The 23,161-nt window shown below is 34.0% G+C and carries 22 protein-coding genes (1 of these 22 cut by a window edge); 4 read left to right on the top strand and 18 right to left on the bottom strand.

The window, feature by feature from the left end; all coding sequences use genetic code 11:
- On the bottom strand, positions 1-268 hold the 5' portion of the coding sequence (locus bsdE14_RS10335) for a GNAT family N-acetyltransferase (RefSeq protein ID WP_264849846.1). It extends 674 nt beyond the left edge of the window; 268 of the gene's 942 nt are visible here — the first part of the coding sequence; it begins with the start codon at positions 266-268; its stop codon lies off the left edge, out of view.
- Positions 269-296: 28 nt separating this feature from the next.
- Positions 297-1,466: an MFS transporter gene (locus bsdE14_RS10330; RefSeq protein ID WP_264849845.1), complete on the bottom strand. Its 1,170-nt coding sequence runs from the start codon at positions 1,464-1,466 to the stop codon at positions 297-299.
- Positions 1,467-1,590: 124 nt separating this feature from the next.
- Between bsdE14_RS10330 and bsdE14_RS10325 the strand changes: the two genes are divergently transcribed.
- Both bsdE14_RS10325 and bsdE14_RS10320 read left to right on the top strand, forming a co-directional pair.
- Complete coding sequence (locus bsdE14_RS10325) at positions 1,591-2,793, top strand: class I SAM-dependent methyltransferase (protein ID WP_264849844.1); 1,203 nt, start codon at positions 1,591-1,593, stop codon at positions 2,791-2,793.
- 12 nt (positions 2,794-2,805) lie between these two features.
- Positions 2,806-3,510, top strand: a complete 705-nt coding sequence (locus bsdE14_RS10320; RefSeq protein WP_264849843.1) for a DUF4230 domain-containing protein — start codon at positions 2,806-2,808, stop codon at positions 3,508-3,510.
- A gap of 263 nt (positions 3,511-3,773) precedes the next feature.
- On the opposite strand, the gene bsdE14_RS10315 is transcribed toward bsdE14_RS10320, so the two are convergent.
- The 14 genes from bsdE14_RS10315 to pdxR all read right to left on the bottom strand — a co-directional run bounded on the left by bsdE14_RS10315 (position 3,774) and on the right by pdxR (position 19,525).
- The gene (locus tag bsdE14_RS10315; protein WP_264849842.1) at positions 3,774-4,622 is read right to left on the bottom strand and encodes a 3-hydroxybutyryl-CoA dehydrogenase; all 849 of its coding nucleotides are present in this window, start codon (positions 4,620-4,622) and stop codon (positions 3,774-3,776) included.
- A 13-nt stretch (positions 4,623-4,635) separates the two neighbouring features.
- A complete protein-coding gene (locus tag bsdE14_RS10310; protein ID WP_264849841.1) occupies positions 4,636-5,643 on the bottom strand; it encodes an electron transfer flavoprotein subunit alpha/FixB family protein in 1,008 nt (335 codons plus the stop codon).
- Positions 5,644-5,747: 104 nt separating this feature from the next.
- Complete coding sequence (locus tag bsdE14_RS10305; RefSeq protein ID WP_264849840.1) at positions 5,748-6,530, bottom strand: electron transfer flavoprotein subunit beta/FixA family protein; 783 nt, start codon at positions 6,528-6,530, stop codon at positions 5,748-5,750.
- Between the two features lie 11 nt (positions 6,531-6,541).
- A complete protein-coding gene (locus bsdE14_RS10300; protein ID WP_264849839.1) occupies positions 6,542-7,681 on the bottom strand; it encodes an acyl-CoA dehydrogenase in 1,140 nt (379 codons plus the stop codon).
- A 20-nt stretch (positions 7,682-7,701) separates the two neighbouring features.
- A complete protein-coding gene (locus bsdE14_RS10295) occupies positions 7,702-8,487 on the bottom strand; it encodes a short-chain-enoyl-CoA hydratase (protein WP_264849838.1) in 786 nt (261 codons plus the stop codon).
- A gap of 74 nt (positions 8,488-8,561) precedes the next feature.
- Positions 8,562-9,743: an acetyl-CoA C-acetyltransferase gene (locus bsdE14_RS10290; protein ID WP_264849837.1), complete on the bottom strand. Its 1,182-nt coding sequence runs from the start codon at positions 9,741-9,743 to the stop codon at positions 8,562-8,564.
- 161 nt (positions 9,744-9,904) lie between these two features.
- The gene (locus tag bsdE14_RS10285) at positions 9,905-11,488 is read right to left on the bottom strand and encodes an acyl CoA:acetate/3-ketoacid CoA transferase (protein WP_264849836.1); all 1,584 of its coding nucleotides are present in this window, start codon (positions 11,486-11,488) and stop codon (positions 9,905-9,907) included.
- Positions 11,485-11,919 (bottom strand): MaoC family dehydratase, encoded by a 435-nt coding sequence (locus bsdE14_RS10280; RefSeq protein ID WP_264849835.1) that lies wholly within the window; start codon positions 11,917-11,919, stop codon positions 11,485-11,487. The genes bsdE14_RS10285 and bsdE14_RS10280 overlap by 4 nt, the downstream gene beginning before the upstream one ends.
- 214 nt (positions 11,920-12,133) lie before the next feature.
- On the bottom strand, positions 12,134-13,039 hold the full coding sequence (locus bsdE14_RS10275; protein WP_264849834.1) for a LysR family transcriptional regulator: 906 nt from the start codon (positions 13,037-13,039) through the stop codon (positions 12,134-12,136).
- A gap of 170 nt (positions 13,040-13,209) precedes the next feature.
- A complete protein-coding gene (locus bsdE14_RS10270; protein WP_264849833.1) occupies positions 13,210-14,427 on the bottom strand; it encodes an MFS transporter in 1,218 nt (405 codons plus the stop codon).
- Positions 14,428-14,498: 71 nt separating this feature from the next.
- Positions 14,499-15,755 (bottom strand): amidohydrolase, encoded by a 1,257-nt coding sequence (locus bsdE14_RS10265; RefSeq protein WP_264849832.1) that lies wholly within the window; start codon positions 15,753-15,755, stop codon positions 14,499-14,501.
- A 284-nt stretch (positions 15,756-16,039) separates the two neighbouring features.
- Complete coding sequence (locus bsdE14_RS10260; RefSeq protein WP_264849831.1) at positions 16,040-16,924, bottom strand: alpha/beta fold hydrolase; 885 nt, start codon at positions 16,922-16,924, stop codon at positions 16,040-16,042.
- A gap of 216 nt (positions 16,925-17,140) precedes the next feature.
- Entirely contained in the window at positions 17,141-17,908 is a 768-nt protein-coding gene (locus bsdE14_RS10255; RefSeq protein WP_264849830.1) for a tRNA threonylcarbamoyladenosine dehydratase, read from the bottom strand.
- Between the two features lie 123 nt (positions 17,909-18,031).
- Positions 18,032-19,525, bottom strand: coding sequence for a MocR-like pyridoxine biosynthesis transcription factor PdxR (pdxR, locus tag bsdE14_RS10250; protein WP_264849829.1), 1,494 nt, complete (start codon positions 19,523-19,525; stop codon positions 18,032-18,034).
- Between the two features lie 206 nt (positions 19,526-19,731).
- Between pdxR and bsdE14_RS10245 the strand changes: the two genes are divergently transcribed.
- Together bsdE14_RS10245 and bsdE14_RS10240 are read left to right on the top strand one after the other, a co-directional pair.
- A complete protein-coding gene (locus tag bsdE14_RS10245; protein WP_264849828.1) occupies positions 19,732-20,388 on the top strand; it encodes a YczE/YyaS/YitT family protein in 657 nt (218 codons plus the stop codon).
- A 79-nt stretch (positions 20,389-20,467) separates the two neighbouring features.
- Positions 20,468-20,857, top strand: a complete 390-nt coding sequence (locus bsdE14_RS10240; protein WP_264849827.1) for a RidA family protein — start codon at positions 20,468-20,470, stop codon at positions 20,855-20,857.
- 87 nt (positions 20,858-20,944) lie between these two features.
- Here bsdE14_RS10240 and bsdE14_RS10235 read toward each other — a convergent pair whose 3' ends face one another.
- On the bottom strand, positions 20,945-21,892 hold the full coding sequence (locus bsdE14_RS10235; protein WP_264849826.1) for a DUF1848 domain-containing protein: 948 nt from the start codon (positions 21,890-21,892) through the stop codon (positions 20,945-20,947).
- Positions 21,893-21,928: 36 nt separating this feature from the next.
- A complete protein-coding gene (locus bsdE14_RS10230; RefSeq protein ID WP_264849825.1) occupies positions 21,929-23,002 on the bottom strand; it encodes a helix-turn-helix domain-containing protein in 1,074 nt (357 codons plus the stop codon).
- Between the last annotated feature and the right edge of the window lie 159 nt (positions 23,003-23,161).

Genomic DNA, 23,161 nt, shown 5'->3' with positions numbered 1-23,161 from the left:
TTATATCTTCATCAGTAATTACACTAACCTTATTCACTTTCATGTTTTTAAATAAAGATAACAGCATAAGCATAAGAGAATCCTTTATATACTCATGACTTTCTTTTCCTGCTCTATAAAGTTTAATTCTAAAGCAGCAGTGCTCATCCACTTTTGACATTTCTATAATAAAGACTCTACCTATTGTGATTCCAGCCTTATCTCTTATTATATATTCACTATCACTGCCACCAGCTAAAGACAATGTAACGCTTCTTGAATTTGACATCTATGTTCACTCCTAATTATTAAACACACTATTGTAAAACTGACTTAGTATTTTTATGTATAAATGCAATAAATAAAATGCTTATGAAAAGACTTACGGGAATAACATAAAACGCTGACTGAACACCTATCTTATCATTTAGATATCCCATACCTAGGCTTAACAACATGTTTATTGTAGAACTAGCTGTTATAATTATACCCGTTGTATAAGCTGCGCTCTCTTTAAATACCCTGCTTATTGTTAGGACTATAGTGGGAAAGGCTACAGAAAAGAAAAATCCTGATATAGAAATTATAATGAGTCCGTTTTCTCCAATTAGAAGTCCTGAAATATATAATATAAAGGCCGTTATTAGAAATATTAGTACCGTTCTAATATATCCTAGTTTTTCAACTATAAATCCTCCAATAAGTCTTCCTACAGAAAACACTCCAAAGAATAGAGCAAGATAAAAGGAGCTTTTGCTTTTATCATAGCTGTATATCTTTTCTATGTAATTTACCAGCCAGTTACCCGTAGATGTTTCTGCAAACACATAAAAGCCTAGTGCTGCCATATAAAAGTAAACTACTTTATTTTTTAAGATATCCATACTTTTAGTTGAAGTATTAGTCTTTTCTTTATTGTATATGGGGATCTTCACAAATGTTAATAATATCAGCAGTACAAAAAATAAAACTGCCTCTACGGAATAAATTTTTCTCCAGTCTACTCCATTAAATACAAGGATACCTGCAGTTCTTTGCGTAACTGTAGAGCCAACCCCATAACAGAAGTGAGTAAGATTCATAATTACTGCCTGAAAGCTTAAAAACAGAACTGGAACTAGAGTATTAATTGCTATAGATACTAGTGAAAGCCCCATATTCATAATAAACATTCCAACAAGCGTAATAAAGAAACTACGAGCAAAGGATAATATAGTTAAAGATGCTACCATAGATGCAAGTCCTAAGAAGAATACTTTCTTTTGTCCAACCTTCTCGCAGAGAATCCCTCCTATATATGAAAAAGCGATATATGCTGCTGAGGATATCATAAGCATAAATCCTATTTCAGTATTATTGACTAAAAAGTCCCTCTTAAAAAGCGGAATAAAAACGCCCCTTACATTTTCAGCAGCAGCGTTCATAAGCATTATTGCGAAAACAAACACAATAATAAATAGATTGCTATTTTGTATTTTTTCCTTCATTAAGTCCACCACTCCAATCTATTTATATTATATCATAGATGTTTTTATAAAAATATTGATATTACTTTCATATTATGTTTATATTATTGATATAATAAGTTGGATTAATAAAGGATGTGTAAGAATGAATAAGCAAAGCATTAATAAATTGAGCCTATTTTTAACTGGGTTAAAAAGCAGATTTTTAGAAAATCAAAATATTTTCAAAGGCATATATATTACTTTTGCTGCTGGTTTAAAAGATTTTAAAGGTGTTGGAAGCTTTGAAAATGGCAAAATCAAATATAACATCAGTGGAAAAACTGAGCTCTTGGATTTTGATGGTGTCGTAGAAAAAATATTAAAAGATGCTGAAAAATATGAAGCCTTATCTATTATATATAAGGAAAGAGGTACAGATGTAATTATTACAGCTGACAATAAAAATGTTAAAACTACCACTACTGAAGCAAAGGATGAACCAAGCTTAGAAGATAACAATAAGTCCTATTCAGCTAAAGCTATTCACAACTTGGGCGAAACTTCAACTCTTTTAAATAGAGATTACTATATTAAAGTAGGAAAAGCTGATGCTCTACTTAAAGAAATAGGTATTATGAGCAAGGAAGGCAAAATTAAAAATGATAAGATAAGAAAATACAATCAAATTGATCACTATGTAGAATTGCTTGAAGGGGTTTTAGAAAAGCTTCCTCAAAATCAAGTTATTAATATACTTGATTGCGGCTGTGGAAAGTCCTATTTGACCTTTGTACTTAATTACTATCTAACTGAAGTTAAAAAGAGAAAGTGCCATTTTATAGGTTTAGATTACTCTGAAGGTGTTATTGAAGCTTCTAAAAAGATGGCCGCTAATCTTGGATATAGAAACATGGAATTCCACGCTATGGACATACATGACTATACTCCAGATAAAAAAATCCATGTGGTAATTTCACTTCATGCCTGTGATACAGCTACAGATATGGCTATAGCACTTGGAATAAGAGTAGAATCCGATGTAATCATTGCAGTACCTTGCTGCCATAGAGAGCTATTAAATCAATATTCCTACGAGCCTTTTAAAGGCATATTGAAACATGGTATACTTAAAGCAAGAATGGCGGATGCAATTACGGATGGAATGCGTTCAATGCTTCTGGAAGCCAAAGGTTATGAGGTTTCCGTAGTAGAATATATCTCACCACTGGAAACTCCTAAAAATCTTATGATAAGAGCTTTAAAGGTGAAGGATGAAAATCCTGACGCTATGGATGAGTATATCAATCTAATGAGCAGCCTTAATGTTTATCCTTCATTATATGCATTTGTTAATCAGGTATACTAAATAATAAAATGGATGGGGGTCGCAGTTACTACTGCAGATGAATCTATGAGAATAATAAAGAAGAGAACTATAATACTTATTGTAGTATGTATCTCCCTTGGTTTCTACTTATCTTATAACTTTTTTATAAAGCCAAATAAAGCAAAAGAAACCTGGGTTGTACCGAATGTTCAGAATACTAACAAAAAGTTTATTACTAGGGAAGCTCTAATAAATCAAATTCAAAAGAAACAAGAACTAATTACCCTGGAAATGGAAATGACCGAACAAATATCCGTTGATGATAGCTGGGGCAATTTACCCATATTTAAAAAGATACAAAATATTGATTTCAGCGGTACTGGTATCTATACCATAGACCTTTCAAGTCTCAATAATAATAATATAGACATTGATACCAAAACTAAAAAAATAACAGCAAAGGTTCCTTCTCCAGTAGTAAAGGATGTTTCTATTAATGAAGATAAAACAAAATATGAAGATACTCAAAAGGGTTTATTTCGCTTTGGAGAACTAAAATTGAGTCCTGCTGAATACCAAGTAATACGTTCAAACGTTAAAGAAAAGATGATTACTAAGATGGGTGAACAGGACTTATATAAACAAGCCTTAACTACCTCTAGCGACACCATAAAAAAACTAATTGAGGGTATTATTCAAAGTGAAACTCAGGAAAAGTATGATATTAATGTAGAATTTAATAGTTCATCAAAATAGAGATTATACATAGGTTTGTATATGAAGTATTTCATGAAAAACTCGAGTGTACTGACCGGTGAAACTTATCATAAAAAAGCAAGCATAGATGTCCACAGTAAATGTGCCATCTATGCTTTTTTGATATAAAATGTGTGTACTTTTCTTATATATTATTTCTCCAAATTAATTACTTTAATATTTTAAACCATTTTAACCATTAACCAAAAGTTCTAACATATACTACTCAAAAGCATACCTAGCATTAAACTAATTATAGCTTTTTATTTGCTGTAATCATAAACCCCCTTCTTAGTTTTTCTTCCTAGCCAGCCTGCTCTAACATATTTTCTCATCAAGCTGTGAGCTCTGTATTTAGTATCTCCTGTTTCCTTATATAGAATATCCATGATTGCTAGACAAACATCTATACCAATTAAATCTCCTAAAGCTAAAGGCCCCATTGGATGATTTGCCCCAAGCATCATTGACTTGTCTATATCTTCTGCACTAGCAATTCCCTCTGCAAGAATTCCAAAAGCTTCATTTACCATTGGTATAAGTATTCTATTAACCACAAACCCTGGTGCTTCTGCTACTTCAACAGGATCTTTTTTAACCCCTAGTGATAAATCTCTTACCTTCTCAAAGGCATCTTGTGCCGTAGCCATTCCTCTAATAATCTCTACAAGCTTCATAACTGGTACTGGATTAAAAAAGTGCATTCCAATAACTTTGTCAGGTCTGTTTGTAGCTGCTGCAATTTCAGTAATAGAAAGAGATGAAGTATTTGTAGCTAATATAGTTTCTTCCTTGCATATTTTATCAAGCTCCGCAAAGATTTCCTTTTTGATATTCATGTTTTCTACTGCTGCTTCCACAACTAAATCACAGTCCGCTGCAAGGCTCAAATCAGTTGTACCTGCTATTCTTGCCATAACGGCATTCTTATCTTCTTCTGTGATTTTTCCCTTTGCCACAAGTCTTCCAAGACCTCTATTTATTCCATCGATTCCTCTTTGAACAAACTCATCCTTTATATCTCTTAAAACTACCTCATAACCATTTTGAGCAAATACCTGCGCTATTCCAGCTCCCATGGTACCTGCGCCTAAAACAAAAATCTTTTCCATAGTATCCCTCCTACTAATTATCTTCCTTCATAGCTTTTACCTGAACAATGATCTCTGGAATTATCTTATTTAGATCTCCAACAATAGCTACATCAGCTACCTTCATTATTGGAGCACTTTCATCTTTGTTAATAGCTATTATATAATCTGAATCCTGCATGCCTGCTAGATGCTGAATTTGGCCGGATATACCGCAAGCTATATATACTGTAGGTCTAACAGTCTTTCCTGTTTGCCCAACTTGATAATCTCTTTCTCTCCATCCGTTTTCAACAGCCGCTCTCGAAGCTCCCACAGTACCTCCCATAACTTCAGCAAGATCCTCTAGAAGCTTAAAGCCTTCCTTATTTCCTATACCTCTGCCGCCTGAAACAATGATATTTGCTTCAGCAATATCAGCAATTTCCTTTAATTCCTTGTGTACATCTATAACCTGAGTTCTTATATCTGCTGCTGCAAGGTTTACCTTTACTTTTTCTACATTCCCATGTTTTGACTCATCTTTTACCTTTTCAAACACACCAGGTCTTACAGTAGCCATCTGCGGCCTGTGAGCCTCACATGCTATTGTAGCCATGATATTTCCTCCAAAAGCTGGTCTTGTAGCCAATAAGAACTTGCTTTCACTATCAACATCTAGAGCTGTACAATCTGCTGTTAGTCCAGTTCCTATTCTGCCAGCAACTCTAGGTCCTAAATCTCTCCCTATAAAGCTTGCTCCAATAAATATAATCTCTGGTTTTCTTTCATTAACAAGATCGCAGATAACCCTTGTATAACCATCGGTAGTATAGCGGGCAAGCAATGGATGCTCTGCCACTAAAACTTCATCAGCTCCATACTGTATTAAATCCTTTGATAATCCTTCTACCTTTTCACCAATCAAAATTGCTGTAAGCTTTACTCCTATCTTATCGGCTATTTTTCTTCCTTCTCCTAAAAGCTCTAAGGATACCTTTTGCAGTTCACCCTCTCTCTGCTCTGCAAAAACCCAAACGCCTTTGTAATCAGCTATGTTCATAATTTTTTTCTCCTTTCATTCGAAAACACAGGGTAATCTATTCATGCCGATTCCCATCGGCAGATTACCCGAAAAAGGTCATTTAGACCTTTTTCCTCCTTAGCTTAGATGTAGTGCTTCTCTTTCATCTTTTTCAACATGTATTTTACTGCTTCTTGAACAGGCAAGTTAACAATTTCTCCTTGAGTCTTTGCTTCCTTTGTCATTGACTTTTTAACCTTTGTAGGTGAGCCAGAAAGCCCAAGCTCTTTCTTGTCCACATTTATATCATCAGCAGTCATAATTTTTATTTCATTATTTGCAGATTCAAATATCAATCTTGCATTCATGTATCTTGGAGTATTTAATTCCTTGATAGCTGTTAATAATACCGGGGTGTTTACTTTTATTATTTCATAGCCATCCTCTAGCGCCCTAGTTACTAGAAGATAGTCCTCTTCCTTTTTAACCTTCTGAACGTAAGTTACCTGAGGAATATTTAGATGCTCTGCTATTTCTGGTCCTACTTGAGCAGTATCTCCATCTATTGCCTGCCTTCCTGCAAATATAATGTCATACTTACCTATTTTTTTAATAGCTCCCGCTAATGCCTTAGAAGTGGCTAATGTATCAGCTCCTGCAAAGGCCCTGTCAGTTATAAGTATGGCTTCATCCGCACCCATAGCTAATGCCTCTCTTAAAGAATCCTTAGCCTGTGGAGGTCCCATGCTTATTACTGTAATATGAGCTCCGTAATTATCTTTAAGTACTAAAGCCTCTTCTAGAGCATTCTTATCCTCTGGGTTTATAATTGAAGGTACTCCTTCTCTTATTAGAGTATTAGTTTTTGGATCTATCTTAACTACTGTAGTGTCCGGTACTTGCTTTAAACATACTATAATATTCATTAGCTTGCCTCCTATTTCAAGATACTGCTTGAGATAACCATCTTTTGAACCTGTGAAGTTCCTTCATAGATTTCGGTTATCTTAGCATCTCTCATCATTCTTTCTACTGGATATTCCTTGGTGTACCCATAACCCCCAAAGATTTGAACTGCCTTTGTGGTTACTTCCATTGCAGCTTCTGCAGCCATAAGCTTAGCTCTTGCAGCCTCTACCGAATAGGGGAGCTTTTGATCCTTTAGCCATGCAGCCTTGTATACAAGGTATCTTGCTGCTTCTATCTTACAATCCATATCCGCTACCATCCATTGTAGTCCCTGAAATGCTGATAAAGGCTTATTAAACTGCTTTCTCTCCTTCATGTAGTTTGTAGCGGCCTCTAAAGCGCCTTCAGCTATTCCTAAAGCCTGAGCAGCTATACCTATTCTCCCCCCATCCAGGGTTTTCATAGCTATGCCAAAGCCCTTTCCTTCAATTCCAATTAGATTTTCCTTTGGTACTATACAGTTTTCCATAATTAACTCTGTAGTTGATGATGCTCTTATTCCTAGCTTGTTTTCTACCTTCCCTATAGAGAAGCCTGGAAAACTTTTTTCTACTATAAAAGCACTGATTCCCTTAGTTCCCTTAGTGCGGTCTGTCATAGCAAATATAATAAATATATCTGCTACTCCACCATTAGTTATAAATATTTTTGAACCATTTAAAACATAGTGGTCTCCCTTTAAAACTGCAGTAGTCTGCTGTCCAGCAGCATCTGTTCCAGCATTTGGTTCAGTTAATCCATAAGCACCTATTTTTTCACCTCTAGAAAGTGGTTTTAGATATTTTTCCTTTTGCTGTGAGTTACCAAAGCTCTCTATAAGTGATGCACATAGTGATACATGTGCTGAAAGTATAACTCCTGTGGATGCACACACCTTTGAAAGTTCTTCAACAGCTAAAATATATGATAAGGTGTCTCCACCAGCTCCATTATATTCCTTTGAAAAAGGCAAGCCTAGGATACCGTATTTAGCCATCTTCTGCACATTTTCCATGGGAAATCTTTCTGTCTCATCAATTTCTGCAGCAATTGGTGCTACTTCATTGATTGCAAATTCTCTAACCATTTGTCTTACTAATTGTTGTTCCTTAGTTAAAGCAAAATTCATTTGTTGACCTCCTATATTTTCTACTTATTCTTAAAGTTTTTCTCTGTTCTCTTTTCTAAAAAAGCAGTCATACCTTCCTTTTGATCCTCTGAAGCAAAGCATTCTCCAAAGATTTCAGCTTCATAATTTATAGCTGTATCAATGTCCATCTGCATTCCCATATTAATTGCAGCTTTACTAAGCTTAACAGCTATAGGAGCCTGCTTTGCAATTGTGCTAGCCAAAGCCTTTGCCTCATCTAGAAGCATTTCAGGTGCCACAACTCTATTCACAAGTCCTATTCTAAGAGCTTCATCTGCCTTTATTACCTTTGCTGAATAAATAAGCTCCTTTGCCATTCCTAAGCCTATAGTTCTTGCTAATCTTTGTGTTCCTCCAAATCCAGGCGTTATTCCTAAACCTGTTTCTGGTTGTCCAAATTTAGCTTTTTCTGAAGCTATTCTAATATCGCAAGCTAGTGAAAGCTCACAGCCGCCGCCTAGTGCAAAGCCTCCTACAGCTGCAATAACTGGCTTTTCAAGTGCTTCTAATCTTCTAAAAGCTAAATTTCCAAGCCTTGAAAATCTTCTAGCTTCAGCTACTGATAAATTCTTCATCTCAGTAATATCTGCTCCAGCAACAAAGGCCTTATCTCCCGCACCTGTAAGAATTACTGCATATATGGTATCATCAGCTTCAAGCTCATCTATAACCCCATTTAACTCTATAAGTGTTTCACTATTTAATGCATTTAGGCCATATGGCCTATTGATAGTAACCACTGCAACATTGCCTTCTTTTTCTAGAATTACATTCTTAAACTCCATTTTTATTCCCCCCAAAAGTGTGCTTACAACTATATAAGAAAAAGCTATTGACCGAGCTCAATAGCTTTTTTCTTTTACTCCCTTTCTACCACAAGAGCTGTTCCCATTCCTCCACCTATGCATAGAGTAGCTAGGCCTTTCTTAGCATCTCTCTTTTCCATTTCGTAAAGTAAGGATACAAGTATTCTCGCCCCTGAGGCTCCAACAGGATGTCCTATTGCTATTGCACCACCATTAACATTTACCTTATTCATATCAAATTTTAAATCCCTTGCAACAGCTATACTCTGAGCTGCAAAGGCCTCATTTGATTCTATAAGGTCAAGCTCTTCTACCTTCATATTTATTTTATCTAATGCTCTCTTAGTTGCATGGAAAGGACCATAACCCATTATGGAAGGATCCAGACCCTTGGAGCCATAAGATAATATTTTTGCCATAGGCTTAACTCCAAGCTCTTTTGCCTTAGCAGCGCTCATTATTACTAATGCTGCAGCTCCGTCATTAATTCCTGAAGCATTTCCTGCTGTTACAGTACCATCCTTCTTGAAGGCTGGTCTTAATTTTGAAAGTGCCTCAATTGTAGTTCCGAACCTTGGGAACTCGTCAGTGTCAAAGATTTTAGGTTCACCTTTCCTTTGGGGAATTTCAACACTGACTATCTCATCCACAAATCTACCTGATTTAATAGCAGCTTCCGCCTTATTTTGTGAGTTTAAAGCAAATTTGTCCTGATCTTCTCTTGTAATGCCCCATTTTTCTGCTATATTTTCGGCAGTTATTCCCATGTGAACTCCGCTAAAGGCATCTGTTAACGCATCATTTACCATGGAATCTATCAATTTCCCATCGCCCATTCTTTGTCCCCATCTTGCATTCTTCAATACATAGGGTCCTTGAGACATGTTTTCAGTACCTCCAGCAACCACCACATCAGCATCACCAGCTATTATTAGCTGCGCTGCAAGGGATACCGTTCTAAGCCCTGAACCACATACCATATTAATTGTCATTGCAGGAACTTCCTCAGGCAGGCCTGCCTTAAGAGTGCACTGCCTTGCAACGTTTTGTCCAAGTCCAGCTTGTACAACATTTCCCATTAAAACCTCATCTACTGCTTCCGGCTTTATCCCCGCTCTATTTACTGCTTCCTTAATAACCAAAGCACCTAAATCAACTGCAGGTATATCCTTAAGACTTCCTCCAAAAGCTCCTACAGGAGTCCTTACAGCACTAGCAATTACCACTTCCACCATCTTTTATCCTCCAAAATTTCAATATTTTAAAAATACCATTTAATACTGGCTATTTCATATTTAAAAATTAACTATTCAAAATATGTCCAAGATAAAAGGATATAAGTGATTATTTCTTCCTTATATCCCTTATTACTTAAACTCTTAAATAGTTACCTGACTTACGCTCCAAGCTGACACTCTTGAAGAGCACTAGCTAGTTCTAAGGAGTCATTGCTAAATATCCTTGCATCCATCAGCTTCAAATTTTCTGAAATCATAGGCTTAAACTCCATTTTGCTCAATATATGCTCTTCTAAATCGATGCCAGGAGCTATTTCTATTAGCTCTAACCCTTTAGCTGTAAGCTTGAATACAGCTCTTTCAGTTATATATAAAACTTCCTGTCCTGTTTTATTTGCATAGCTTCCACTAAAAGTAATCTGCTCTACAGTATCAACGAACTTTAGAAAGTCTCCATCTTTAATTATGTTAAGTGTGTTATTAACTACTTCAATATTGGATTTTCCTGCAGTAAAGGTACCGCAGAAAATAACCTTCTTGGTATTCTGAGATATATTAACAAAGCCGCCGCAGCCAACCATTCTTCCATTGAACTTACTTACATTGATATTACCGTTTTTATCTGCCTGAGCTAGTCCTAAATAGGCTAAATCAAGACCTCCACCATCGTAATAATCAAATATATTTGGCTGTCCTATAATAGCTTCAACATTAGCTGCTGCTCCTAAATTACACCCAGAGCCAGGAACTCCCCCAATAGAACCTGCTTCTATTGTCATAGTTAAACGATTACTAATTCCTTCTTCTAAAGCAATTGCTGCAACCCCTTCAGGTACACCAATTCCTAGATTAATAGTTGTATCTAATTCCAGCTCCATAGCACATCTCTTAGCAATTACCTTTCTAACATTTAAAGACATTGGTGGAATTTGGTCTACTGGAACCTTAACTTCTCCTGTATATGAAGGATCGTACATATTTCCTGAATTCATCTTATGATTATCCTTGTCTGCAAGTACCACATAGTCAACCATTATGCCTGGAATCACAACATCCAGAGGTTTTAGTGTTCCACTTGCAGCAATTCTCTCAACCTGAGCTATTACAATTCCACCTGAATTTTTTGCTGCTTGAGCTATATGAAGAGTTTCTAAAAGCACCCCTTCTTTTTCTATGGTAATATTGCCAAACTCATCAGCTGTTGTACCCCTTATTAATGCAACCTGCAAGGGAATTGATTTATAAAATAGTTTTTCCTCTTCGTCTATTGAAACCAGTGATACTAGGGCCTCAGTTGCCTTTGTATTCATCTTCGCCCCTTCAACTCTAGGATCAGCAAAGGTCTCTAAACCTACATGAGTAATGACTCCAGGTCTTCCACCCGCTGTTTCTCTGAATAAGTGAGTAAGTACACCTTGAGGAAAATTATATGCTTCTATCTTATTTTCATTTATCATACTGCTTAACTTTGCAGCAAGACCTACATGTCCACCTATAATTCTCTTAACCATACCCTCATGAGCAAAATGATCTAGACCAAAGCTGCTCTTTCCTGAATCTCCGCATCCTGAACCAAACACTAAAGTTAAATTCTTAGGGTGCTGTTCTTCATTAAAACGTTTGTCTAAAGCATTACAAACCTCTTCGGGAAAGCCAAAACCAAAGGCAAATCCGTTTATACCTACAGTATCTCCATCTTTAATTAACCTACAAGCTTCATTTACACTAATAAGTTTCTTCATGCTTCTATCACCGCCATGCCTTTTGGTGGAATTACCTTAGCAAATCCATCTACAACAACATCACCATTGTTATTTAAGCAGGTTGTTTTTATTACTACTATGTCAAATTTGCTCTTGTGGATTACCTCTGATATCTCAAGATTTACCTGTATAGTATCTCCAATTTTAACTGGTTTCTTAAAAGCTAAATCTTGGGATAAATAGGTTGTTCCTTGTCCAGGTAAATGCATACCAATAGCTCCTGAAATTACACCAGCACTAATCATACCGTGGGCAATTCTCTCACCGAACATAGTAGTCTTTGCGTACTCATCATCTAAATGAAGAGGATTTTTATCACCTGTAACTTCTGAAAACATTAAAACGTCTTCATTAGTTACAAGTTTATTTAAAGAAAACTTTTGACCAATAAATATTTCGCTATTATTCAATTAATTTAATCTCCTTCCGTTAAATCATTTTACATTATTAACAATACTCTGCCGGCAAAATGAAACGAAGTATAGATTATATCTCTTTATGCATAAAGTCCATTATATGGATAACTCACGTTTAGCATTCCTTAATGTACTTTTATTATATTGGTCAAAGTTTAAATAGTAAAATAGATAAAATTCATTAAGTCTATGAATAAAAAGCATAGACTTAAACCATTTTTAGTCCTTCCTCCTTCACCAATTCTAGGAATAATTTTATTGGTGTAGAGATATATTTGTTCTTATGTATTATTACAGCTATGTTCCAAGGAAACTCCGGCTCTTCCAAATCAATTAACTTTACTTTGTCGTCATGATACTTAGCAAGTATGGGCTTTGGTAATATAGCAACCCCTTGGTTTAGAGAGACCATTTCAGCAACAAAGTCCCATTGAGAGCTTTCACATATAATATTGGGCTGAAATCCTATATTGTGGCATATTTCCACAATTCTATCGTGCAGCATAAAGGTTTTATTCAAAGATATGAATTTCTCCTTTTCCAATTCATTAAATCTTACTGATTTTCTATGGGCAAACTCATGCGTTTCATGAACCAGTAATATATTTTTTGAAGATATAACCGGTGTAATATTAAATTCATCTCCGACAAAGGGTAATATAACCACACCAACATCAATTTCTCCAGTTTGGACTTTATTTTTGACTGTGTTAGCCCCTTCCTCTAAAATTATGAGCTCAATATCAGGATATTTATTTCTAAAGCTGTAGATTATTTGGGTGAAATATGCAGTTCCAATAACAGGAGGAATTCCTACAGTAATTTTTCCTTTTTGCAGGCTTATGCTGTCATACAATTCATTAAGCTGCTTTTCTATTATTTCTATTGCTCTCTCTCCGTTTTCCTGCAATACTCGTCCTTCATGTGTTAACTTGAAACCCTTACTGCTTCTGTCAATTAGCTCTACACTTAGTTCTTTTTCAAGCAGCTTGATTGTTTTACTCAAAGCTGACTGGCTTATAAACAATTCATTTGCTGCATGGGTAAAGCTTTGACACCGTGCAACTTCTATAAAATATCTCAATTGATTAATAGTCATACTCCCACTCCCCATAAATTTAACTACCTCCATTTTAAAATACTTTTATCAAATTTTCAAATTTTCAGAATGTTGCTAACCCCCATGAACGGGAAATTCATGGGGGTTTATTTTTCAATACCATTTTAACTAAAATAAAATAGAGTGTTGAACCCTAATGCCAACACTCTATTATTGACTACTAATTAGTCTTTCTTAAAGAAAGGCTGAAGCAAGAAACTACCTAAGAACCAGGTTATTGAACCAGCTGCAATAATCCAAATAGCTGTAGACCAACCAATATTATTTACAACGCTTACAATTCCTGTATAGAAAATCATTTGCAATATATATGAAAGACACCAATACAAGGACACTATTACTGAAACTGATCCAGCAGTTGCTCCTTTTCTCTTCATTGGTAGTGTAGCAAAGGTTGCCACGGAAATAAACATGAAGAATCCACATAAGAAGGATGCTGCCATAGCAACTGATGCACTCTTAGTCATAGCTAAAACTACACAGTCTAATGTTAATAGTATTCCTGAAATCCTAATGCTCCACATTTCTTTTTCAACTGGAAGTCTTTTTGCTAGGTTTGTACCAACTATAGTTGCAAGTACACTACCTAAAACTAATAGTAAAGTAACTGTTTTAGATGATATAGTGAATGAAGGATTTAATGGGAATAAATAAACCATTACTACGAAAACCATGAATAATCCAATGTAAGTAAATACATAAGCATATAAGAACGGATCCTTTAAAGCATCAAAATAGGAATATTTCTTTTCAGCTACAGTATCATTCTTAGAAGCTATAGTAAAATCTTTGCTTACAAGCATCCATAGGATAAATAGTACTATACTGCATCCACCGTAGAACATTACCGTATTTCTCCATGTACCCATCATGTTCATAACTGGTGTTAGAGTAAGCAGAGCTATACCATTACCTACATTAGCAGCTACACCATTAATACCGTTAAAAACAACTCTCTTATCTGCAGGTGCAAAATACATAACATATGAAGCCATATAAACTACAAATAGAGCTCCACCAAAACCCATCAAAAATCTTGTAGCAATAAACATAGGGAAGGTGTGAGTAAAGGCACCTAAAAATACGCATGAAATTAATATAGAAGCAATTACTGATGCCTTCTTTGGACCAAGCTTCATTAGAAACCATGCTGCAAGAAAGTTTCCAATTATTTTAGCTATTGATATAGCATTATTTATAGATGCTGGAACTCCGTTAAGTCCAAATTCTTTTACAACCATTTTAGTTAAGGTTGAACCAGCAAGCCATGAAGCACTAAAAAATGCATAGGTCAAAAACATAACTATTTCTAAAAGTATCAATCTTTCCTTAGTAATAACTGTTTTTTCAATACTATTATTTAATTGTTTCGCTTGTTCCATAAATCTAACTCCTTTTTATATTATGGGAGGCTTTTTTATTAGCCTCCTTGAAACTTTAATACTTCTTTTTACTAAGCCTTTGCTAAAGGCAGGTTATATACATTTATAGCATTATTTCTTAATATCCCCTTAGCTATTGAAATAGCTGTTTGTTCACTTATTAAACCATCATCTATTGCTGATTCAAGAGCATAATATACAGCATCTCTTCCTGTTTTTGCAGCAGTATATATTACTCTATTACCTAAAAGCACATCAGAGCCATACATGATTTTTCCCCATAAAGAAGGGTAGTCAAGCCAATTACGAATATTCTTTGCTATAACCTTTGGATGATTACCAAACATAACTCTTCCAGATAGATCAATATACATATTGTTTTGTGAGAAAAGCTTTGCCGCAAGCATTAAAGTAGTAGTTTCAGCAAACCTTGGATACCCACAGTGTAGTATAACTAGCTTGGTCTTTGATGCTACCTCATCCATAGTTAACGCTTTAAAATTTAATGGATTAGTATTCTCTGTATCTCCATCAATCATAGCCATGTGCACCTGAATTGGCATGTCAAGCTTAGCTGCTTTACGGAAGATGTACCAAGCCATCATATTTTGAAAAGAATTATAAGCCTCAGTATCACCATTCTTTGCTTTATTAAATAACTCAGCCCCATTATCCAACTCAGTCTTCTCAAAATAAGTAGTTCTTGCATATCCGCAGATGAATTTATAGCCTAATTGTCCCTTTTCCTTAATTCCTTCTAATACTTCATCAGCAAAGTTCATATATTCCTCAAAGGTAAAATTCTCCTTTGTAAAACTATACTCTTTCTTATAAAGCTTTAGATAATGCTCAAACTGTTTTAAATATATCTTGGAAAAAGGCTTTCCAAACATATATTCATTATTAAAAGGAAATAGCAATGCATCTACCGATGGGATGAAGCCAATACTCTTCTTATTTTGAAGGCTCTCTGGTATTGCCAAGTTAACCATCAAATATTCCACACCAGCTGCTTCCATTACTTCATCCATGAAGCTTCCTAAATTCTCTTGCTGCTTTTCATACTTTTTTGCTAATTCCTTATGCTTCTCTGGATTATCTAAATCGGCTCTAGTAAAGCCATGCAATTTTTCATAGGCTTCATAATGCAGCTCTTCTAGATAATCAAAGCCATAGCTCTGAGCTTTAGGTACTGAAAACGTATCCTTAAAAGGGAATAAAGCATCTTCAGGCATTCCAAGCTCATCAATAGCTTTGAACAATCCTGGGTGACCGTGATCATCGATTATTTTAATTTCATCTATAACTTTTCTTAAAGACAAGTACATACTATGCCTCCTAATTAATAAAAATTTAATAGAGCATGTCCAATATTCTGTTGTGTTAGCAACTTATCTGTATTTAAACATTTACATAAAAGGGTGTTTGGGACTTAATATGTATACATATATTTTCCTATAGGTAAATTATAGTTTAATAGTTCTTTCTTTGTAAAATATATACTATTCATAAGATGTATGACAAAAAGTGATGATGAATTGCATATGAATATAAATGTATATAACTTAATAATTATTCTATAAGCACAAACATAAACGAATTTAATAACTCCCTATTCTTGGGCTAAGATTTCTACAACTCTCTTTCCAAGATTAATTTGACCAGTTACATGAGTGCAACCCATCATAGGATATACCGTAGCCTGAGGCATCTGAGAAGCCACGTAGCTTGCAGTTCTAGCGTCATATAAAGATCCTGGCTCAGAATAGAGGATTGCAGCAGGGCAAGTAACTTTCTTAAGTACCTCACGAAAGTCATTGTCACACATAGAATTCCAGTAAGCAATTTGAATATTCTTTGCCTCTTCACCAATATTAAAGATAGTCTCTGTCATTTCTTCAGTAATTCCCATTAATTTTGATATCATAGGCATAAGTTCTGGTGTTACCTTAAAATCTCTTACTTGCTCATGATTATGTAAATTAAGTGCTTGTTCATAGAAGTAAAGTCCCCAAGTTCGAAAATCCTTCTTCATAGTTGCCTTATCAATTTCATATCTTTCCCTAGTATACCAGCCTTGATAAAGCCCCTTATTCCAGCCATCTTCGTTTACTAGCTTTGGAGTCATATCTCCAAGTATAATTTTCTCAAAGCTATCGCAACCAAATTGTTCAACGTAAGAATAGAGCACTGCGGACCCCATGGAATATCCTACAGCATAAAGCTTGTGAAGGCCTAAAAAGTTTAATAACTCCTTTAAGTCTCTAGCTGATTGATTTACACTCATAGTTCCATAAGCTGGTGACTTACCAAAGCCTCTCTGATCAAAGCATATTACTCGAAACTTTTTTGCTGTTTCCTCCAATATAAGAGGAAGTGACTTTTCAATAGATCCCCCAAATGGATGGACGAAAACCATAGGCTTTCCTTTTCCTAAATCACAATATTGTAATTCTGCTCCATCTGATGCTGTAAATGTTTTGTAATTAACATCCATATAAATAACCCCCTTGTATATCTTTATAGACTCATTGAAATCGTTTATTTTTAGAAGTATATTTATTATATTCTTATAAAAAAGCACTGTAAAATATATAATATTCATCACTACTATAATTAAAAGTCATAGTTACTTCTGCACTACACTTTGTATCCCAGTGAACTATCTCAAAAAATAAAAAAGTAGTGAGTTTTAATCACTACTTTTTGCATTTTATTGCTCTTTATATTCAATTAAATCCTTAATAACTTCTCCACCAATAATTAGACCTGCTACTGGAGGCACAAAGGATATACTACCTGGTATTTGCCTTTTTAATGCGCATCTTCTGCTGCTTCCACCAGAGCATACACAACCTTCCTTACAAGTTATAACTTCTTCTAGTTTAGGCTTTAATGGCTTCTCCTCAGAATATAAAACCTTTAGTTTATTAACGCCACGTCTCTTTAGCTCATATCTCATTACCTTAGCTAATGGGCATACCTTTGTATCGTATAAATCAGCAATTTTAAATTGTGTTGGGTCCATCTTATTTCCAGTTCCCATACTGCTTATAAGCCTTACATTATGCTCCTTACACCAAACCGCCAGTGCTATTTTTGAAGAAATAGTGTCTATTGCATCTACAACATAATCAATATCTTCAGAAATAATTTCACCCATGTTTTCTTCTGTAATAAATGTCTTATGCGTAATTACATTACACTTTTTGTTAATCTGAAGAATTCTATCCTTCATTACTTCTACTTTATCTTTTCCTATAGTACTGTAATCCGCAATTATCTGCCTATTTATATTAGTAAGACATACTGCATCATCATCTACTAAAATTAATGTTCCTACTCCCGCCCTTGCAAGTGCCTCTACAGTATAGCTTCCAACTCCGCCTATACCAAGTACCACTACCTTACTGCTGCTTAGTTTATCTAAACCTTCTTTTCCTATTAATAACTCTGTTCTTGACAACGAATGTTGTGCCATACTTTTCTCTCCTTCGTTATATATAAATACATTATATTATCATCTACAAACAGATATATTATATCAAAAAACTATACTAAATACATATATTTTAAACTATTTTTTCATACCTATTCAGTGAAACTATACAATTGGTATATAATTAGTGTTGTTTTCAGTCTCTAATGCAGCTTTCATCAGCTTGCAAAGCTCTATTACAATATTCTCAAGATCCTCTTCTTCCAAATATGAAAAGCATATTCTAAGATTGTTGAATTCCACCTGGTTAGGGTAGCAAACAGTTCCTGGTAAAAATGAAATATTCATTGATGTTATGGCATGATATAGTAGTTTTTCTACATTCAAATTTCTAGGAAGCGTAATCCAAAGATTTATTCCTCCCTCAGGAACAGTCCATTTTACCCCTATAGGTGCATTATTTTTTAATATATTAATAACCTTATCCCTTCTTTTCATAAGTTTTTTATTTAAATCTTCTATGTAATATGTTATTTTATCTGACTTAATAAAGTCTAAAACTATTTTCTGATTTAACATTGATGTTCCAAGGTCATGATTAGCTTTAGCAGTTATAAGCCTTGACAGTATTGATCCTTCTGACACAATACTAGCTAGCCTGTATGCAGGACCTAGAATTTTACTTAAACCTTTTATATAAATCACATGCCCGTCAGTATCCATAGATTTTAGTGATTTAATCTTGTCTTTTTTATATGAAATCTCACTCCAAGGATCGTCCTCAACAATGATACAATTATTATATTTAGCTATGTCAAGAAGTTCCACCTTTCGTTGAAGACTCATACTGTATCCAGTTGGATTATGAAAATTTGGCATTGTATAGATGATTTTAGGAGAGTACTTATCACATAAACTCATTAATATATCAGTTCTCATTCCTTCATTATCTACAGGAACTGTCAAAATTACTGCACCTCTGCTTTTAAACAAGTCAATTGCCCCAGGATATGTGGGAGTTTCCATCACTACTATATCTCCAGGCCCAATAAAGGTACTAGAGATAAGGCTTAATGCCTGCTGAGAGCCAGTAGTTATTAAAATTTTTTCTGCTGAAGTATTTATCCCTTTTGTTTTCAAATATTTCATCAAAACATCTCTAAATTCATAATCTCCTTGAACAGGTGGATAATTTGCAAGGTATTTAATAGTACTTAGATCTAAATTTAAGGAATCCTTTAGAATTGTTGTTGTGGGCAATAGCTTGTAATTTAATGATGCCACCGCCAAATTATATGAGGCATCTGCATAAGTTAAATTAGCAGAATACTGAAATTGTGATCTTGATAAATAGTCTGGGATAGATATTTGCCACTGAAGATCTCTTTGATTTGATGTCTTATTGAGCTTATCAATATTGTTTCTTTGGCTTACATAAGTGCCCTTTCCTTGTATTGTGATCGCTAATCGATTTTTCTCTAACTCTCTATATGCCTTAATTATAGTCATAGGGCTAACATTTAATTCTTTTGACAACCCCCTAATGGAAGGCAACTGCTCGCCATCCTTTAAAAGTCCAGATAATATTCTATCCGAAAAAAATTCATATAATTGCTGAGTTATAGTTATCACACTACTCTTGTCTATTTTAATATTCATATAAAAATCCTCCATAAGTGTTACATACAGTTATATCACTTTATACTTAAAATTATAAGTATATTTTATTTAAAATCAATACTATATCCTTATGTTCTATGGCTATTTCAGATAATACAACTGTTATACTTTGTGTTTGACTGTTATACATGCTTTTGTTTTATAATCGTATTGTAAATCAATCTATAGTATTGGAGGATTGCTTAATGAGAAAATTTATATTAACTTTATTGAGATTACTTATAGGACTTTTTCTGTATGCAGTAGGTATAGTATTTACTATTAATGCAAATCTTGGTTTGTCTCCTTGGGATATTTTTCATCAGGGAATTTCAAGATTAACAGGTATTACAATGGGACAAGCTAGTATTATTATAGGTGTATTAATTATAATACTAGACTGGGTAATGGGTGAAAAAATAGGTATTGGAACTATAGGGAACATGCTGTTAATTGGTATATTTATGGACATACTAATGCTTAATCATGTAATTCCTGTTTTTAACAATTTAATAATCAGAGTATTAATGCTAATACTTGGAATGTTTATTATAGGGGTTGCTTGCTACTTTTATATTGGAGCTGGATTAGGTTCTGGGCCAAGAGATGGTTTAATGGTAGCATTAGCAAAAAAGACTAATAAGCCAGTTAAACTTATTAGAAGCTTCATTGAATTCATTCCTCTAGTTGCTGGCTATTTCCTAGGTGGAACTTTAGGCATAGGAACATTAGCCATGATGCTATTTGGTGGTTATTTCATACAACTTTCATTCAAACTGTTCAATTTTGATATTAGAGAAGTAAAACATAAATTTATTAATGATTATATAATTCATGTTAAAAAAGTATTGTTACAGCAATAAAATTATATATAATTATAATAAACTATTAGCTGCTTACCAAATTCTATAAAAAGCAGCAATATATAAAAGGAGTGGCACTATGAAAGAATTTAGAAATCCTAAAAATATACATGAACCTGTAGCAGCTTACGCACATCAGGTAGAGGTTAGTGGCCAAAATCGCTGGTTAGTTATGTCAGGCCAAATTGGAAAAGATGAGAACGGCTTTCTTCCCAATGATGCTGTAGAACAGCTGGAAAATGCTTTGGATAATATTGTTCGAAATTTACATGCAGCTACTATGGAAGTTACAGATTTAGTAAAACTAGTCTTCTATATGGTTGGCACTATTGATGCTCCTAAACGTGGAGAAGCTTTATCAAAAGCTTTTAAGGGTCATAATCCATGCATGACTCTTATGTATGTAGCAGGTTTAGCTGATCCATCAATTAAAGTAGAAATTGATGCCTGGGCATGTGCTGATAATTAATTTATTATTAACCTAAAAGGGAGCATTTATGAACTGCTCCCTTTTTATTAACTAGAACAATACCCTTTTTTATATGCTAAACTAAACCTATACTAGCCTGATTTGTTCAAAATCCTTATTATTTATTTTGATAGATTTCATTTCTCTTATAGTTATTTTTTCATCACCTTTTATACTTCCTACTAATAAAGGTGACTTTGGATTGTGTTTTAAACAATTTTCCTCTACTAATTTATAGTTAAAATTAGCATAGCAATATAAACAGTGATGCTTACAAGTATCATATTGTCCAATATCTACACTCTTTACACATCCACAGACTTCTCTTTGAGTATCATCCTTACCCACATCTATATCTGCATTCATTATCTTAGCAATTAATTTATCATCTATACATTTTCCTTTTTTAATTCCGTACTTAAACAAATCAATTCCTTCAGAACAGGTCTCTAATTCAATAATATACTTTGAAGATATTTTAGAAAACACTTCTGCAATTTGGAACATATCAACGTCACTGATTGGTTCTATATTTAATTCCTTTATATTTCTTTCTGTTTTCTTATATAAATCTAAAAAGCTTATGACACATTTTTCAGTATACCCCTCTAATTGGCTACAAAACTTTTCAAACCATTCGTAATGATATTCTTTAGTGTAAGACTCATTCAGTAAAATGGGATCATATCTCCATATGACCTTTTCCTTCCCAATTTTATTAGAAAGTTCTTTAAATGTATTTATAATATCCTTTTTTGCTCTTGTATCTTTTTCTACATCATTTCTATAAGAGGTTATAGTAAACTGAAAATAGTACTTAAAATCCTTTAATTCATCCAACCTTCTCAGCATATGTTCTGCATCTTTAGTCCAAAATACAAAACAATCTACAGTTTTAGCTGTAAGTTCTATTTTACTTATTTGTTTTGTATTAAATGGGTTTACAACATATACAAAGCCTTCCTTTAATCTATTAAAAAACCACTCACTATAAAATGCTGGTATATCAGTTCTCCTGCTTACACTTACTATCATACCTTTTCCTCTTTTATATATTATATAAAATCAAATTTATTCTTCCATAGCAGCCTTCAATTTATCAATTGCTTCATTATACTCAGGAAGTTTTGATAGCACTTTAGTATCCTCTTCCTCTATTAAAGTCTCGTATAATTTTTTTCGTATTATCTTCTGACCTTCTGATTCTATTTCAAGCTTAAGGTTTTCAAAATATGGGTTATTATTATAATCATATTCTATAGAAATCAAGTCTTCCACATAGTTTTTAAAGTACTTAGCTGCCTTATCCATTTCACCTTTTTCTATATAGAGCCTGCACAAATTATAGGCGCCTGAAGAAAGTCCTGTTTTAAATATACTTTCAATTTTACTCACTGCTTCTAAATATAAAACAGCTTTCTCAAAGTTATTATTATTCTTATAAGTTCTAGATAATATACACATCATTGCTCTACTTTGTTCCATATAGCTTAGCAGCATTCTTTTGCATAGACTTTCTACCTGGTTATTCTTTCCTTGTCTTTCTAAAAGAGAAGCATAGATTACCATTGGATCAATAAAAGAGTTCATTAATTCTTTTAGACATCTTTCACTTTCTTCATAGTCTTCAAGTGATATTTGAATATTTGCTATAAGAAATAGAGCAGTATTTAAATATTTACTCTCTTTACTGTCCACTACTCCATACAAGAGAGCCAGTGCATATTTTTGTTTTATTATTATTAATTCCTTAAATTTATCGCCTAGCAGCATAGAGTACATTTGTATAAGTCCAGCAATATTTAATTTTAGTCCAGCACTGTTTGGATATTTGCTTAGATACTCTTTACACATTTTTTCCCCTTCACTAAACCCTTGGTGCAAAAATATATCTGCAAGTTCTTTTTTAATTTTCTTAATCTCTTCTTCTTCAAGTTCTTCTTTAAACGACAGCAGTTCATTCAAGGAGGTATTTAAAGCTCTTGCTAGTGGCGCAAGCAAATCTATATCTGGCTTGGAATTTCCAGTTTCCCACTTGCTTACTGCTCCAGCAGAAACGCCAATCATGCTGGCAAGTTGTTCTTGGGTTAAGGCTTTTTCCTTCCTCAAATGCAAAATATTTGTGCCAATACTTATATCACTCATTACTACTCCCCCTGCTTATCTTTTCCTTATGTTCTTAGTATACTTTTCCTTTAAGGTTTAGACAATGGAGCCTTCTTCGTTTTTAAGTTAAGAAAACTTGAATGATATTCTAGAAAATAATAAAAAATAAAGGTAGACCTAAGATCTACCTCTATCTGT

The organism is Clostridium omnivorum, assembly GCF_026012015.1.
In the GTDB taxonomy this organism is placed as follows: domain Bacteria; phylum Bacillota; class Clostridia; order Clostridiales; family Clostridiaceae; genus Clostridium_AX; species Clostridium_AX omnivorum.
Note: the sequence above shows the minus strand (reverse complement) of the source record. Positions and strands in the feature narration are given on the sequence as shown.